Annotated in this window: 14 protein-coding genes; 5 read left to right on the top strand and 9 right to left on the bottom strand. The window is 69.6% G+C overall.

The window, feature by feature from the left end; all coding sequences use genetic code 11:
• Nucleotides 1-44: 44 nt before the first annotated feature.
• The 6 genes from ACIOHP_RS27585 to ACIOHP_RS27610 form a co-directional block, all read right to left on the bottom strand.
• Nucleotides 45-1421 carry an 8-oxoguanine deaminase gene (locus tag ACIOHP_RS27585; protein ID WP_401891700.1) on the bottom strand — a complete coding sequence of 459 codons (1377 nt, stop codon included), beginning with the start codon at nt 1419-1421 and terminating at the stop codon, nt 45-47.
• Nucleotides 1422-1521: 100 nt separating this feature from the next.
• Nucleotides 1522-2469 carry a factor-independent urate hydroxylase gene (gene pucL, locus ACIOHP_RS27590; protein ID WP_361481943.1) on the bottom strand — a complete coding sequence of 316 codons (948 nt, stop codon included), beginning with the start codon at nt 2467-2469 and terminating at the stop codon, nt 1522-1524.
• A gap of 4 nt (nt 2470-2473) precedes the next feature.
• Nucleotides 2474-2878 carry a hydroxyisourate hydrolase gene (gene uraH, locus ACIOHP_RS27595; protein WP_401891702.1) on the bottom strand — a complete coding sequence of 135 codons (405 nt, stop codon included), beginning with the start codon at nt 2876-2878 and terminating at the stop codon, nt 2474-2476.
• Nucleotides 2879-2884: 6 nt separating this feature from the next.
• Nucleotides 2885-3394 carry a 2-oxo-4-hydroxy-4-carboxy-5-ureidoimidazoline decarboxylase gene (gene uraD, locus ACIOHP_RS27600; protein ID WP_401891703.1) on the bottom strand — a complete coding sequence of 170 codons (510 nt, stop codon included), beginning with the start codon at nt 3392-3394 and terminating at the stop codon, nt 2885-2887.
• Nucleotides 3395-3516: 122 nt separating this feature from the next.
• Nucleotides 3517-3885, bottom strand: coding sequence for a helix-turn-helix domain-containing protein (locus ACIOHP_RS27605; protein WP_266886361.1), 369 nt, complete (start codon nt 3883-3885; stop codon nt 3517-3519).
• A complete protein-coding gene (locus ACIOHP_RS27610; protein ID WP_361541480.1) occupies nt 3882-4133 on the bottom strand; it encodes a hypothetical protein in 252 nt (83 codons plus the stop codon). Before ACIOHP_RS27610 ends, ACIOHP_RS27605 begins: the two co-directional genes overlap by 4 nt.
• 137 nt (nt 4134-4270) lie before the next feature.
• Here ACIOHP_RS27610 and ACIOHP_RS27615 point away from each other — a divergent pair, with 137 nt between their 5' ends.
• From ACIOHP_RS27615 to ACIOHP_RS27630, 4 genes are all read left to right on the top strand, one after another.
• Nucleotides 4271-5110, top strand: coding sequence for a TIM barrel protein (locus ACIOHP_RS27615; RefSeq protein WP_401891706.1), 840 nt, complete (start codon nt 4271-4273; stop codon nt 5108-5110).
• Nucleotides 5111-5157: 47 nt separating this feature from the next.
• Complete coding sequence (locus ACIOHP_RS27620; RefSeq protein ID WP_401891707.1) at nt 5158-6048, top strand: 2-hydroxy-3-oxopropionate reductase; 891 nt, start codon at nt 5158-5160, stop codon at nt 6046-6048.
• Between the two features lie 173 nt (nt 6049-6221).
• Entirely contained in the window at nt 6222-7679 is a 1458-nt protein-coding gene (locus ACIOHP_RS27625) for a catalase (RefSeq protein WP_361541489.1), read from the top strand.
• A gap of 289 nt (nt 7680-7968) precedes the next feature.
• Nucleotides 7969-8205, top strand: coding sequence for a hypothetical protein (locus ACIOHP_RS27630; protein ID WP_361541492.1), 237 nt, complete (start codon nt 7969-7971; stop codon nt 8203-8205).
• A 253-nt stretch (nt 8206-8458) separates the two neighbouring features.
• Here the strand turns inward: ACIOHP_RS27630 and gcl are convergent, their stop codons facing one another.
• Complete coding sequence (gcl, locus tag ACIOHP_RS27635) at nt 8459-10237, bottom strand: glyoxylate carboligase (protein WP_401891709.1); 1779 nt, start codon at nt 10235-10237, stop codon at nt 8459-8461.
• Nucleotides 10238-10403: 166 nt separating this feature from the next.
• Between gcl and ACIOHP_RS27640 the strand changes: the two genes are divergently transcribed.
• Nucleotides 10404-11084, top strand: coding sequence for a hypothetical protein (locus ACIOHP_RS27640; protein ID WP_401891710.1), 681 nt, complete (start codon nt 10404-10406; stop codon nt 11082-11084).
• Between the two features lie 148 nt (nt 11085-11232).
• On the opposite strand, the gene ACIOHP_RS27645 is transcribed toward ACIOHP_RS27640, so the two are convergent.
• Both ACIOHP_RS27645 and ACIOHP_RS27650 read right to left on the bottom strand, forming a co-directional pair.
• Complete coding sequence (locus tag ACIOHP_RS27645; protein ID WP_401891711.1) at nt 11233-12819, bottom strand: AMP-binding protein; 1587 nt, start codon at nt 12817-12819, stop codon at nt 11233-11235.
• Nucleotides 12816-14480 (bottom strand): AMP-binding protein, encoded by a 1665-nt coding sequence (locus ACIOHP_RS27650; protein ID WP_401891712.1) that lies wholly within the window; start codon nt 14478-14480, stop codon nt 12816-12818. The genes ACIOHP_RS27645 and ACIOHP_RS27650 overlap by 4 nt, the downstream gene beginning before the upstream one ends.
• Between the last annotated feature and the right edge of the window lie 8 nt (nt 14481-14488).

A 14488-nucleotide genomic window follows, 5' to 3' on the forward strand; every position in this document is an offset into this window, starting at 1 on the left:
CGTCCCTCCCGGCCGGAGTCGAGTGCCGTACTTCCGTACGGTGTTCAGTGACCGGCGATCTTCGCCAGGCGCTGTGCCTGCTCCCGCGTGGAGCGCGCGATCGCGTCCTCGTCGACGTGCAGCAGACGGTTGTTCTCGACGATCTGGCGGCCGTTGACGAAGGAGGCCGTGACCGGGGCGGCCGCGCCGAAGACCAGCGCGGTGACCGGGTCGGCGATGGAGGCGTGGGCGAGGGTGTCCAGCTTCCACAGCACCAGGTCGGCGAGCTTGCCCGGCTCCAGCGAGCCGGTCTGGCTCGCCCGGCCCAGGACCTGGGCGCCGCCGAACGTACCCAGGCGCAGGGCCTGTCGGGCGTTCAGGGCGGCCTCGCGGTGGGCTCCGAGGCGGTTGATGAGCAGCGCGTTGCGGAGCTCGGTGTGCAGTTCGCCCGACTCGTTGGAGGCGGTGCCGTCGACACCGAGGCCGACCGGGACGCCGGCCTTCAGCATGTCCGGGACCCGTGCGATACCGGCGGCCAGCCGGGCGTTCGACGAGGGGCAGTGGGCCACTCCCGTCCTGGTCCGGGCGAACGCGGCGATGTCGGAGTCGTTCATGTGGACGCAGTGCGCCATCCACACGTCCTCGCCGAGCCAGCCGGTGGACTCGAAGTAGTCGGTGGGACCCATGCCGAACAGTTCCTTGCAGAACTGCTCCTCCTCGACGGTCTCCGAACCGTGGGTGTGCAGGCGCACCCCGAGGCGGCGGGCCAACTCGGCTCCCTCACGCAGGAGTTCGGTGGAGACGGAGAACGGCGAGCAGGGGGCCACGGCCACCTGGGTCATCGCGTCGAAGGAGGAGTCGTGGTGCTCCTTCACGGTCGCCTCGGTCGCGGCGAGGGCGCCTTCGAGGGTCTCGACGGCGAAGTCCGGGGGCAGGCCGCCGTCCTTCTCGCTGCGGTCCATGGAGCCGCGGGCGAGGGTGAAGCGGACGCCCATCTCGCGCGCCGCGCCGATGATCGCGCCGGACAGGTCGCCGGAGTCCTCGGGGAAGACGTAGTGGTGGTCCATGGCGGTGGTGACGCCGCCGCGGGCCATCATCGCGAGGGAGCCCTGGGCAGCGGCCCGGACCATCGGCTCGTCGATGCGCGCCCAGGTCGGGTACAGCGCGACGAGCCAGTTGAAGAGGTTGTGGTCGGTGGCCAGGCCCCGGGTGATCCACTGGTAGAAGTGGTGGTGGGTGTTGACCAGACCGGGGGTCACCAGGTGGCCGGTGGCGTCGATCCTGCGTACGACGTTCTCCAGGCCCTCGGGTGCCTTGCCCGCGCCGAGCGCCTCGATGCGGTTGCCGGCGATGACGACGTGACCGCTCGCGTATTCCGTGTCGTCGGCGTCGACGGTCGCGATCGAACAGTTCTCGATGACGATGCGCTGGGCTGCTGCCATGGTTCGTCCTTTGCGCTGTGTGGAGTGGGCACGGCAGGACCCCGGGATTTGAGTGCCGCGGCCCGCCCAGGCGGGCCGCGGGTGCCGCAGATGGAGTTGATCAGAGGTTGGTGAGGTCCACCGGGATCTTCGGCTCGCAGCCGTCCCGCAGGATGGTCGCCTCGATCAGGCCGTAGGGCCGGTCGGCGGCGAAGTACACCTCGTTGTCGTTCTTGAGCCCGAACGGCTCCAGGTCCACCAGGAAGTGGTGCTTGTTCGGGAGCGAGAAGCGCACCTCGTCGATCTCGCTGCGGTTGTTGATGATCCGCGAACCCATTTGGTAGAGCGTCTGCTGGAGCGAGAGCGAGTAGGTCTCGGCGAAGGCCTGGAGCATGTGCTTCCGCACCTGCTCGTAGGACTTCTCCCAGTGGGGCATCCGCTGCTCGTCGTCGGTCCAGTTGAAGCGCCAGCGGGCGGAGACCTGGGTGGCCAGGATGCGGTCGTACGCCTCGGGCAGGGTCGTGTACTTGTCCTTGACGTAGCCCCAGAACTCGGAGTTGGTCGAGTTCATCACCACGAGGTCCTTGAGGCCGGAGACGACCTCCCACTTCTCACCGTCGTAGGTGATCTGCGTGACCCGGGTCTCCTGGCCCTTGCGGACGAAGGAGTGCTTGACCTCGTCCGCGCCGATGAACTGCGAGTTGGCGTCGGAGGCGGCGATCCGCTCCCACGCGTACTCCTCGATGCGGATCCGCGCGACCTTGATCGGCTCCTGCGAGGTCACGAAGTGCCGTGCCAGGTGGATGCCGAACTGCTCGGCGGACTCGATGCCGTGCTCCTTGGCGAACGCGTACACCGTGTTCTTGGTGGTGTCGGTCGGCAGGACGTTGGCGTTCGAGCCGGAGTAGTGGACCTCGTCCATGTCGCCGGAGAGCGCGACCGAGACGTTGAGGTCCTTGATGTGGTGGGTGGCGCCGTCCCGCGTGATCTTTACGACTCGGTTCTCGGCCTTGCCGTACTGGTTCTGTCCCAGGATCACAGGGCGGGCAGGGCGGGAATTGAGTGTCATTTAGCTAGCTCCCTCGGTAAACGGAGTAGCCGAACGGGTTGAGCAGCAGCGGTACGTGGTAGTGCTCCCCGGGCTCGACGGCGAAGGTGATCGCCACCTCGGGGAAGAACACGGCACCGCTGTCCCGACTCGCGGGGGCGTCCTGCTGCGCATCGGCTTGCTTCTTTTCGAAGTACGCCTCGACGGCGAAGTCGAGCCGTACGTGGGTGGTCCCCTCCGGCAGGGCCGGGAGGTCCTTGCACCGCCCGTCCGCGTCGGTCGCCGAACCGCCGAGGGTCTGCCACCGGGCGTCCCGGCCCGGGCGGGCCGAGAGCTGGATGGCGACACCCTGCGCGGGGCGGCCGATGCTGGTGTCCAGGATGTGCGTGGACACTGAATTTCTCGGCGAGGCCGCGGTGCTGTTGCTCATGCTGCGTCAGTCCTCTTCGACGAGTCGGGCGAGCCGGATACGGTTGATCTTGCCCAGCTCGGTGCGGACGATCTCCCGCTCCTGCTCCGGCGAGTTCCCGATCCGTTCCCTGACCGCGTCGCGCATCTGCTCGCCGGTCCTGCCGGTGGCGCAGATGAGGAAGACATGGCCGAACCTGTCCTGGTAGGCCAGGTTCAGTTCCAGCATCTCGGTCCGGAGGTCCTCGGAGGCGCCGGCCATGCCGCGCTGCTCCCGCGCCGAGGTCGGGTCGCCCTCCTTGGGGCGGCCGATGGGCGGGTGCCCGGCCATCGCCTCCTCCAGGTCCGCCGTGGTCAGCTCGGCCATGGCGGCGTCACTGGCGGCGTAGAGGGTGTCGACGGTGGGATACGGGCGGGCGGCGAGCAGCCGCCGCGCCCAGGCCGTGGAGGCGCACGCCTCGTGGAGAGCGGCGAACGCCGCGTGCTCCTCGAGAGCGTTGAACCGGGTAAGGCCCGGCGGCGTGGAAGTCGAAGTCACGGGAGCCTCCGTGGCCGCGAACGGCCTTCGTACTGAACGGGCTCCCGTTAGCTAACGCCCTCCGCAACACCACGTCAACACTTTGTTGAAAATTCCGGGTTACGAAGCCCGCGGGGTGCGATTCAGACGCCTTTGTCGCGATTGAGGTAGTTGTACACCGTGAAGCGGCTCACCCCGAGCGCGCTCGCCACGGTCTCCACGCCATGCCGTACGGAGAAGGCGCCACGCGCCTCGAGTATCCGTACGACCTCCTGCTTGGCCTTGCGGTCCAGATCGGCCAGCGGCTTGCCCTGCTTGCGCTCCATGGCGGCGAGGATGTGATCGAGGGAGTCCGCGAGCTGCGGCAGGCGCACGGCGACCACGTCGGAGCCTCCCCAGCTGAGCACGACGTCGTCGGGACCGGCCTCGTCCGGCGGGACCATCTCCCCGCCCATGGCGTCGACCAGCGGCTTCACCGCCGTGATGAAGGGCTCGTCCCCCGTGCCGGTCACTTCTCGCCCTCCCCGATCACATTGACCTGGAGCGAGACCCGGGTGGCACCGGCCGCCAGGGACCTGCGCAGCAGCGCGTCGACAGCGGTCAGCACGGCGTCGGCACCGCCTTCCACCGTGTTGCCGAACGGGCCGACATCCACCGCGTCGAGCTCGGCCGCCTCGACCACCTCGCGGGCCACCAGCGCGTGCGCGGGTGCCTCGTCCAGGTCGAACGGCTCGGTCGTGAACTCCACTCTCAATCGCACGCGCACAACCTAACGCGCGGCACGTACTTCCGCCGACCCCTCTTGACAAGCAGCGACACCCGACGGCAATCTTCCATTAAGCAGAAACAAACTTCCGCAATACGGAATCACTCGACACGGAAGGGAGCGCAGGCCCCATGGGATTCGCAGAGCAGCGCTTCAACGTCAACCTGTCGATCCTCTTCACGGAACTCCCGCTCCTGGAGCGCCCCGCGGCCGCCGCCGCGGCGGGCTTCACCGCGGTCGAGCTGTGGTGGCCCTGGATCGACTCCCCCACCCCCGAGCAGTCCGAGCTCGACGCCCTGAGGAAGGCGATCGAGGACGCGGGTGTCCGGCTCACGGGCCTCAACTTCTACGCCGGCCGGCTGCCGGGCCCGGACCGCGGCGCCCTGTCGCTCCCCGGCGAGGAGTCGGAGAGGTTCCGCGCCAACATCGACGTGGCCGCGGACTTCGCCGAGTCCCTGGGCTGCAAGGCCCTCAACGCCCTGTACGGCAACCGCGTCGAGGGCGTGGACCCGGCCGAGCAGGACGCGCTCGCGCTGGAGAACCTGGTCCTCGCGGCGCGGGCGGCCGACCGGATCGGCGCGATCCTGCTGATCGAGGCGCTGAACAAGCCCGAGTCGCCGCTGTACCCGCTGGTGTCGGCGCCGGCCGCGGCCGGGATCGTCGACAAGGTCAACGAGGCGACGGGGCTGGACAACGCGCGCTTCCTCATGGACCTCTACCACCTGTCCATGAACGGCGAGGACCTGCCGTCGGTGATCGAGCGGTTCGCCTCGATCACCGGCCATGTGCAGATCGCCGACAACCCCGGACGCGGCGCGCCGGGCACGGGGACGCTGCCGCTGGAGGAGCTGCTCGACCAGCTGAGGAAGGCCGGTTACGAGGGCTACGTCGGCCTGGAGTACAAGTCGGGCGACCGGCCCGGCGCGGAGGCCTTCGGCTGGCTGCCCGCCGAGGCACGCGCGGCCCGCTGAGGGCCATCCCACACACGTAGAGAAGTACGCAGAGAGGCACCCCCGTCATGAGCACTCTTCCCAAGATCGCCTGGATCGGCCTCGGCATCATGGGCTCCCCCATGTCCGAGAACCTGGTCAAGGCGGGCTACGACGTCACCGGCTTCACCCTGGAGCAGGACAAGCTGGACCGCCTGGCCGCCGCCGGCGGAAAGGCCGCCGGTTCGATCGCCGAGGCCGTCAAGGACGCCGACGTGGTCATCACGATGGTGCCGGCCTCCCCGCAGGTCGAGGCCATCGCCTACGGCCCCGACGGCATCCTCGAGAACGCCCGGCCGGGCGCCCTGGTGATCGACATGTCCTCGATCACCCCGCAGACCTCGGTCGACCTGGCGAAGGCGGCGAAGGACAAGGGCATCCGTGTCCTGGACGCCCCGGTGTCCGGCGGCGAGGCCGGCGCGATCGAGGCCGTGCTGTCCATCATGGTCGGTGGCGAGCAGGTCGACTTCGACACCGCGAAGCCGATCCTCGAAGCGCTCGGCAGGACCATCGTGCTGTGCGGTCCGCACGGCTCGGGCCAGACCGTGAAGGCCGCCAACCAGCTGATCGTCGCCGTGAACATCCAGGCGTGCGCCGAGGCCGTGGTCTTCCTGGAGAAGTCCGGCGTGGACCTGAAGGCCGCGCTGGACGTCCTGAACGGCGGCCTCGCGGGCTCGACCGTGCTGACCCGCAAGAAGGACAACTTCCTCAACCGCGACTTCAGGCCGGGCTTCCGCATCGACCTGCACCACAAGGACATGGGCATCGTCACCGACGCCGCCCGCAACGTCGGCGCTACCCTGCCCGTCGGCGCGGTCGTCGCCCAGCTGGTCGCCTCGCTGCGTGCGCAGGGCGACGGCGGACTGGACCACTCCGCACTCCTCCGGGCCGTGGAGCGCCTCTCCGGCGCCCAGGTCTGACCGAGACCCCGGGCGGCGCTGCCGCTGACACCTGTCCTGTCGCGCCCAAGCGTCGGCGCCGCCCGGAATCAACTTCAACAAAGTGTTGACGTCCAGATCGCCCCAAACCTAGGCTCCACAAAGCGGAAGTTCTTTTCCGAAACCTCCGCTGACTCTCGTACGGAAGGTCCTTGATGTCGCAGCGCGTGCTCACGACAGAGTCCGGCGCCCCGGTCGCCGACAACCAGAACTCCGCCTCCGCCGGCGCCGGCGGTCCGCTCCTCCTCCAGGACCAGCACCTGCTGGAGAAGCTCGCCCGCTTCAACCGTGAGCGCATCCCGGAGCGCGTGGTGCACGCCCGCGGCTCCGGCGCGTACGGCTACTTCGAGGTGACGGACGACGTCACCGGCTTCACGTACGCCGACTTCCTGAGTTCCGTCGGCAGGCGCACCGAGGTCTTCCTGCGCTTCTCGACCGTGGCCGACTCGCTCGGCGGCGCGGACGCGGTGCGCGACCCGCGCGGCTTCGCGGTCAAGTTCTACACCGAGGAGGGCAATTACGACCTCGTCGGCAACAACACCCCGGTGTTCTTCATCAAGGACCCCATCAAGTTCCCGGACTTCATCCACTCGCAGAAGCGCGACCCGTTCACCGGCAGGCAGGAACCGGACAACGTCTGGGACTTCTGGGCGCACTCCCCCGAGGCCACGCACCAGATCACCTGGCTGATGGGCGACCGCGGCATCCCGGCGTCGTACCGCCACATGAACGGTTACGGCTCGCACACCTACCAGTGGACGAACGCCGAGGGCGAGGCCTTCTTCGTCAAGTACCACTTCAAGACGAACCAGGGCGTCCGGTCGCTGTCGGCCGAGCAGGGTGCCGAGCTCGCGGGCAAGGACCCGGGCTCGCACCAGACGGACCTGCTCCAGGCCATCGAGCGGGGCGTGAACCCGTCCTGGACGCTGTACGTGCAGATCATGCCGGCGGCCGAGGCGGCGGACTACCGCTTCAACCCCTTCGACCTCACCAAGGTGTGGCCGCACCGGGACTACCCGTTGCAGCGGGTGGGCCGCCTGGTCCTCGACCGCAACCCGGACAACGTCTTCGCCGAGGTCGAGCAGGCCGCGTTCTCCCCGAACAACTTCGTGCCGGGCATCGGTCCTTCGCCGGACAAGATGCTCCAGGGCCGGCTGTTCGCCTACGCGGACGCGCACCGCTACCGTCTGGGCGTCAACCACACCCTGCTCGCGGTGAACGCCCCGAAGGCGACGACGGCGCGGAACTACGGCCGTGACGGCCTCATGGCGTCCAACTCCCAGGGCCGCGCGGCGAAGAACTACGAGCCGAACTCGTACGGCGGCCCGGTCGAGACCGGCCGCCCGCTGTCGGCGCCGCTGGCCCTCCACGGCTGGACGGGCACGCACGAGGCCCCGCAGCACACCAAGGACGACGACTTCTTCCAGGCCGGCGAGCTGTACCGCCTGATGTCCGAGGACGAGAAGTCCCGCCTGGTCGCGAACATCGCCGGTGGCCTCTCCCAGGTCTCCCGCGACGACGTGATCGAGAAGAACCTGGCCCACTTCCACGCCGCCGACCCGGAGTACGGCAAGCGCGTGGAGGAGGCGGTCCGCGCCCTGCGCGAGGACTGAGCCTCCCCGGGAGAAGAGCTCCCTGCTCGCGCCCGAACGCCGGGAGACCCGGATGAGGGGTGGTCCTCGGTACGGGGCACGGGCAGGGTGCGGACCGCGGCGGCGTGCGAGCCAGTGCGGTGGTGAAGGACCGGACCCCCTTCTCGACCTGAGGGAAGGGCGCCCCGGCTCCGTCGCTGCCGCCGCGGTCCCAGCAAAGACGAAGAGCGCCTGACACGGACGGTCCCGTGCGGGCGCTCTTCGCTGTCTCCGGGGTGCGCTCCCGGCGTCCGCGCAGGACTCTGGAGGCATGGCACATCCAGCGCACCATCCGCACGTCGTGGTGCATTCGCCGGCCCTGGACGGCTCCCGGCGGGTCACCGCGGACGACCACAACCTCGGCGTCGCCTCCCATCTGGACGACGTCGTGGAGCTGCTGCGCCTCGCCGATCTCGACGTGGTCGAGGTCGAGGTGAGCGACATCGTCGAATGGCAGGGCGGTGGCCCGGACGACTGGCCGGGCCTGTCCGAGCACCACGGGCACTGAGCACCGTACGCACGGAGCCCGCCTACGCCACCGGGCGTACGCGGGCTACGGAACCCTCAAATCAACCTCTGAACCCGCCTCCGGGGGCTTCAACTGCCCCTGGGTCCGGGCACATTCTCCTCTACACGGGGCCCGCCGGCACGGGGGCGGCGGGCCCCGGCGGGGGATCCACACCGGGGGGACGCGCCGAGGGGGCGGCCCAACCCCCCGGTTGGGCCGCCCCCTCGGCGGAGCGGTGGAGCTGTGCGGCCGGTCAGGCCTTGATCGGGATGATCGCGGTGGGCGCGTGGCCCGGTTCGGTCGCGATCTCCTCGAACTCCTTGACCGCGCTGATGTCGGCGGTCGGGCTCATCGCGATGTTGGTCACGCGCTCCAGGATCGCCTCGACGACGACCGGCACCCGGTACCGCGCGGCCAGCTTCTTGGCCTCCTCGAAGGCCGGCAGGAGCTGGTCGGGCTCGGTGACGCGGATGGCCTTGCAGCCCAGCCCTTCGGCGACCTTGACGTGGTCGACGCCGTACACGCCCAGCTCGGGCGAGTTCTGGTTCTCGAACTCCAGGTTGACCTGGAAGTTGATGTCCAGACCGATCTGCGCCTGCCGGATCAGCCCCAGGTAGGCGTTGTTCACGAGGACGTGGACGTACGGGATGCGGTGCTGCGCGCCGACCGCCAGTTCCTCGATCATGAACTGGAAGTCGTAGTCACCGGAGAGCGCGACGACCTGGGCCTCCGGGTCCGCGGTGGCGACACCGAGGGCCGCGGGGATGGTCCAGCCGAGCGGTCCCGCCTGGCCGCAGTTGATCCAGTGGCGCGGCTTGTAGACGTGCAGCATCTGCGCGCCGGCGATCTGGGAGAGGCCGATGGTGGTGACGTAGCGGGTGTCGGGCCCGAACGCCTTGTTCATCTCCTCGTAGACGCGCTGGGGTTTCATCGGCACGTTGTCGAAGTGCGTACGGCGGTGCAGCGAGCCCTTGCGCTCCAGGTGCGAGGCGACCCACGCGGAGCGGTCCGGGAGCCTGCCGGCGGCCTTGAGTTCGCGCGCGACCTCGACGAAGAGTTCGAGGGCGGCCTTGGCGTCGGAGGCGATGCCGTAGTCCGGGGCGAAGATCTTGCCGATCTGGGTCGGCTCGATGTCGACGTGGACGAACGTGCGGCCCTCGCGGTACACGTCCAGCTTGTAGCCGGTGTGCCGGTTGGCCCAGCGGTTGCCGATGCCGAGGACGAAGTCGGACTCCAGGAACGTGGCGTTGCCGTAGCGGTGACCGGTCTGCTGGCCGACCATGCCGGCGTTCAGCTCGTGGTCGTCCGGGATGGTGCCCCAGCCCATCAGGGTGGGCACGACCGGGGTGTTGGTGAGCTCCGCGAACTCGACCAGCAGGTCGGAGGCGTCGGCGTTGATGATGCCTCCGCCGGCGACGATCAGCGGACGCTCGGACTCCAGGAGGAAGGTCAGGGCCTTCTCGATCTGGGCACGGCTCGCGGCCGGCTTGTAGACCGGCAGCGGCTCGTACGTCTCCGGGTCGAACTCGATCTCGGTCAGCTGGACGTCGATCGGCAGGTCGATGAGGACCGGCCCGGGACGCCCGGAGCGCATGAGGTGGAAGGCCTGCTGGAAGACGCCGGGAACCTGCGCGGCCTCGAGCACGGTGACGGCCATCTTCGTGACCGGCCCCGCGATCGAGGCGATGTCGACGGCCTGGAAGTCCTCTTTGTGGAGCAGGGCGGTCGGGGCCTGGCCGGTGATGCACAGGATCGGGATCGAGTCCCCGATCGCGGAGTACAGACCGGTGATCATGTCGGTGCCGGCCGGACCGGAGGTACCGATGCAGACGCCGATGTTCCCCGGGTGCGTGCGGGTGTACCCCTCGGCCATGTGCGAGGCGCCCTCGACATGGCGGGCGAGGGTGTGGTTGATCCCGCCGGAGGCCTTGAGCGCCGCGTAGAAGGGGTTGATCGCCGCGCCCGGCACGCCGAACGCGTTGCTGACGCCTTCGCGCTTGAGGATCTCGACTGCCGCGCGGGCAGCGGTCATACGAGCCATTGAGTACTCCTGCTTCGGCTGTCGGACGTGTACTCCCGTCGCGCCCCGCCGTGAGTACTTCCGTAATGCGGAAAGTAATTTCTACTATCTGGAAGCAATGTAAGTGGGGAGGCGTAGGTCGTCAAGAGACGGACAAGCGGGGGCCTCCTGGAGGACGATGGGCTCCATGTCCGAGAGCGTGGCGGTGCGCTGCCCGGTCTGCCGGCGCGAGCATCTCTTCACGGCGCCGGAGTATCCGTGCGTGTGTGGCGCACCCGTGGTGCCGCCGCTGGATCCGCGTGCCCGGGCCACGGCGGTCTCGCACCGCTCCTGGGAGGACGACTGGGTCACCGTGCTGTGCGCCTCCTGCGGTCGCCGGGGCGAGTGGCCGCATCCGGAGCTGGGCTGCCCGTGCGGGACGGTGCTGCGGATCCCGGTCACGGCGGGCGCCGCCGTCGAGCGGGCCGAGCCGAGCCCGCGGCGGGCCTTCCAGCCCGTGACGATCCGCACCGCGCGCGACGCGGTCACGGCCGCGGCCCTGTATCTGCGCTGGCTCGGCTACCGGGACATCCGCCGCGCCGACCAGCGCCCCCCGAACGGCATCGGCATCGCCGCCCGCGGCCTGCTCGCCCAGGTCGACCCGACCGTCCGCCCGGCCTCCCTGCGCGACGTGGAGTGCCTGTGGCTGACGGCCATGACGGAATCCGCGACCTGCGTCTACTTCTCCCTGTCCGGCTACGCTACCGAGGCCCGCGCCGTCGCCGACACCCTCGGCGTCCCTCTCTTCGTCCTCGACCTGACAGGCACGCCCCAGCCGGTGAACACGCTGGCGGACGACCTGGACTCAACGGGCGCGTAGGGGGCGGGGCAGGGCAGGGCGGGAGGGATGGGCAGATCCGTCCTAGGGGCGGAGGCCGGGACCTGCGGGTTTACGGGCGGGCCTGGGACGGATCTGCCCATCGCCGCCGGAACCCCCGGACCCCGCCGAGGCCCCCCATGCGCCGGGGCTAGTCCGCCGCGTACGTCTCTCGCAGCTCGATCTTCCGGACCTTCCCTGACACCGTCATCGGGAAGGAGTCCAGCACCTGCAACCGGCTCGGCACCTTGTAGTGGGCCAGCCGCCCCTCGCAGAAGGCCTGTACGTCCGCCAGCGTCGGCGGATCCGCCGGGTCGCGCGCGATGACGCAGGCGAGCACCTCCTCGCCGTAGCGCTCGTGCGGGACCCCGACCACCTGGACGTCGGCGATCTTCGGATGGGCGTAGAGGAACTCCTCGATCTCGCGCGGGTAGATGTTCTCGCCACCCCGGATGATCATGTCCTTGATCCGTCCGACGATCTCGACGTACCCGTCCTCCCGCATCACCGCGAGATCCCCCGTGTGCATCCAGCGCCCCGCGTCGACGGCCTCGGCGGTCTTCTCGGGCTCGCTCCAGTAGCCGAGCATCACGCTGTAGCCACGGGTGCACAACTCCCCCGCCACGCCCCGGGGCTGGGTCACCCCTGCCGGGTCGACGACCTTCACCTCGACGTGCGGCAGGACGCGGCCGACCGTCCCCGTGCGGTGTTCCAGGTCGTCGTCGCGCCGGGTCTGCGTGGAGACCGGCGAGGTCTCCGTCATGCCGTAACAGATCGACACCTCGGCCATGTTCATCTCGCCGACCACCCGCTTCATCACCTCCACCGGGCAGGGCGAGCCCGCCATGATCCCGGTGCGGAGCGAGGACAGGTCGTACGTCGCGAAGTCGGGGAGGTTCAACTCCGCGATGAACATGGTCGGGACGCCGTACAGCGAGGTGCAGCGCTCCTGCTGCACGGCCTCCAGGGTGGCCTTCGGGTCGAAGGACGGGGCCGGGATCACGATGCAGGCACCGTGGGACGTGGCCGCCAGGTTGCCCATGACCATGCCGAAGCAGTGGTAGAAGGGCACGGGGACGCAGATCCGGTCCTGCTCGGTGTAGGCGATCATCTCGCCCACGAAGTAGCCGTTGTTGAGGATGTTGTGGTGGGAGAGGGTCGCCCCCTTGGGGAAGCCCGTCGTGCCCGAGGTGTACTGGATGTTGATCGGGTCGTCGCAGGACAGTTCCTCGTACGGCACCGGCGTCCCGCGCGCGATCAGCGCGTCCCAGCCCGGGTCCCCGATGAACACGGTCTCCCTCAACCGCGGACACCTGCCGCGCACTTCCTCCACCATCGCCCGGTAGTCGCTGGTCTTGTGGGCGAGGGAGGCGAAGAGGAGGGAGATCCCGGCCTGGTTGAGGACGTACTCGACCTCATGGGTGCGGTACGCCGGGTTGATGTTCACCATGATCGCGCCGATGCGGGCGGTGGCGTACTGGACCAGCACCCACTCGGGACAGTTGACCGCCCAGATACCCACCCGGTCACCCTTGGCCACACCGCTCGCGAGCAGCGCGAACGCCAACTCATCGATGTCTGCGGCGAACTGGGCGTACGTCCAGCGCCGCCCGGACGGAACGTCGACGAGCGCCTCGCGGTCCGGCCAACGCGCCACCGCCCGGTCCAGGTTGGCGCCGATCGTGTCGCCGAGCAGCGCGGTCCCGCTCGTTCCGTGGCTGTACGACAGGGATGTCACCGGAAGTCCTCCTCGCGGTACTCGGCGTCCGAGCCGGCGGCCGTGGCCTCGCGCAGCTCGATCCGGCGGATCTTGCCGGAGACGGTCTTGGGCAGCGGCGCGAACTCCAGCCGGCGGATGCGCTTGTAGGGGGCGAGGACGTCACGGGAGTGCTCGAAGAGCACCTTCGCGGTGTCGGGCCCGGGCTCCCAGCCCTCGGCGAGGACGACATAGGCCTTGGGCACGGCGAGGCGCAGCTCGTCCGGCGCGGGCACGACGGCCGCCTCGGCGACCGCCTCGTGCTCCAGCAGGGCGCTCTCCAGCTCGAAGGGGCTGATCTTGTAGTCGGAGGCCTTGAAGACGTCGTCGCTGCGGCCGATGTAGGTCAGATAGCCGTCCTCGTCCCGCGCGGCGACATCCCCGGTGCGGTAGTAGCCGCCGGCCATCGCCTCCGCCGTACGGTCGGCGTCGCCGTGGTAGCCGGTCATCAGCCCGACCGGCCGCGCCGAGAGGTCCAGCGCGATCTCGCCCTCGCCGGCGCCGGGCGCGCCGCTCACCGGGTCCAGCAGTTCCACCCGGTAGCCGGGGCTCGGCCGACCCATGGAGCCCGTCTTCAGCGGCTGGCCGGGGCTGTTGGAGACCTGGACGGCCGTCTCGGTCTGCCCGAAGCCGTCCCGGATGGTGACGCCCCATCCCCGGCGCACCTGCTCGATGACCTCGGGGTTGAGCGGCTCCCCCGCGGCCACCACCTCGCGCGGCGGTGTCCGCAGCTGGGTCAGATCGGCCTGGATGAGCATGCGCCAGACGGTCGGCGGGGCGCAGAAGGTCGTGACGCCCGCACGGTCCATCTCCGCCATCAGTCGGGCCGCGTCGAAGCGGGTGTAGTTGTGGATGAAGACGGTCGCCTCCGCGTTCCACGGCGCGAAGAGGTTCGACCAGGCGTGCTTGGCCCAGCCCGGCGAGGAGATGTTCAGGTGCACGTCACCGGGCTGGAGACCGATCCAGTACATGGTGGCCAGGTGCCCGATCGGGTACGAGGTGTGGGTGTGCTCGACCAGCTTGGGGCGGGCGGTGGTGCCCGAGGTGAAGTAGAGCATCAGCGGGTCGTCCGCCCGGGTCTCGCCGTCGGGCGTGAACCGCGGGGAGGCCTCGTAGGCGTCCTCGTACCGGCGCCAGCCCCCGGGAGCGCCGCCGACCGCGATCCGGGTGTAGCCGCCGGGCACGTCGTCGAACTTGTCGGTGTCCTCGGCGCGTACGAGCACATGGCGGACCCGGCCGCGCTCGACCCGGTCGCGCAGATCGGCGGGGCCCAGCAGCGGGGTGGCCGGGATGACGACGGCGCGGAGCTTCATCGCCGCGAGGGCCGTCTCCCACAGCTCGGCCTGGTTGCCGAGCATGACCAGGACGCGGTCCTCGGCGCCCACGCCCTGCGCGCGCAGCCAGTTGGCGGCGCGGTCGGAGCGCTCGGACAGTTCCGCGAAGGAGAGCCGGATCTCGCTGCCGTCCTCCTCGACGATGTGCAGGGCGGTCCGGTCGTTCCCTTCGGCAATGACGTCGAACCAGTCGAGCGCCCAGTTGAAGCGGTCGGGGCGGGGCCAGCCGAAGCCGTCGTAGGCCGTCGCGTAGTCCTCGCGATGCTGCAGCAGGAAGTCCCGCGCGCTGCGGAAGGCGGCCGTCGTCATGTCTTCTC

Origin of the sequence: Streptomyces sp. NPDC087859, from assembly GCF_044742595.1 — a bacterium.
Taxonomy (GTDB): Bacteria; Actinomycetota; Actinomycetes; order Streptomycetales; family Streptomycetaceae; genus Streptomyces; species Streptomyces canus_F.

What these genes read in the sequence shown, in the direction of transcription:
- ACIOHP_RS27585 (WP_401891700.1), bottom strand. Translation starts at nt 1,421, where the DNA reads ATGGCAGCAGCCCAGCGCATCGTCATCGAGAACTGTTCGATCGCGACC.
- pucL (WP_361481943.1), bottom strand. Translation starts at nt 2,469, where the DNA reads ATGACACTCAATTCCCGCCCTGCCCGCCCTGTGATCCTGGGACAGAAC.
- uraH (WP_401891702.1), bottom strand. Translation starts at nt 2,878, where the DNA reads ATGAGCAACAGCACCGCGGCCTCGCCGAGAAATTCAGTGTCCACGCAC.
- ACIOHP_RS27615 (WP_401891706.1), top strand. Translation starts at nt 4,271, where the DNA reads ATGGGATTCGCAGAGCAGCGCTTCAACGTCAACCTGTCGATCCTCTTC.
- ACIOHP_RS27620 (WP_401891707.1), top strand. Translation starts at nt 5,158, where the DNA reads ATGAGCACTCTTCCCAAGATCGCCTGGATCGGCCTCGGCATCATGGGC.
- ACIOHP_RS27625 (WP_361541489.1), top strand. Translation starts at nt 6,222, where the DNA reads ATGTCGCAGCGCGTGCTCACGACAGAGTCCGGCGCCCCGGTCGCCGAC.
- ACIOHP_RS27630 (WP_361541492.1), top strand. Translation starts at nt 7,969, where the DNA reads ATGGCACATCCAGCGCACCATCCGCACGTCGTGGTGCATTCGCCGGCC.
- gcl (WP_401891709.1), bottom strand. Translation starts at nt 10,237, where the DNA reads ATGACCGCTGCCCGCGCGGCAGTCGAGATCCTCAAGCGCGAAGGCGTC.
- ACIOHP_RS27640 (WP_401891710.1), top strand. Translation starts at nt 10,404, where the DNA reads ATGGGCTCCATGTCCGAGAGCGTGGCGGTGCGCTGCCCGGTCTGCCGG.
- ACIOHP_RS27650 (WP_401891712.1), bottom strand. Translation starts at nt 14,480, where the DNA reads ATGACGACGGCCGCCTTCCGCAGCGCGCGGGACTTCCTGCTGCAGCAT.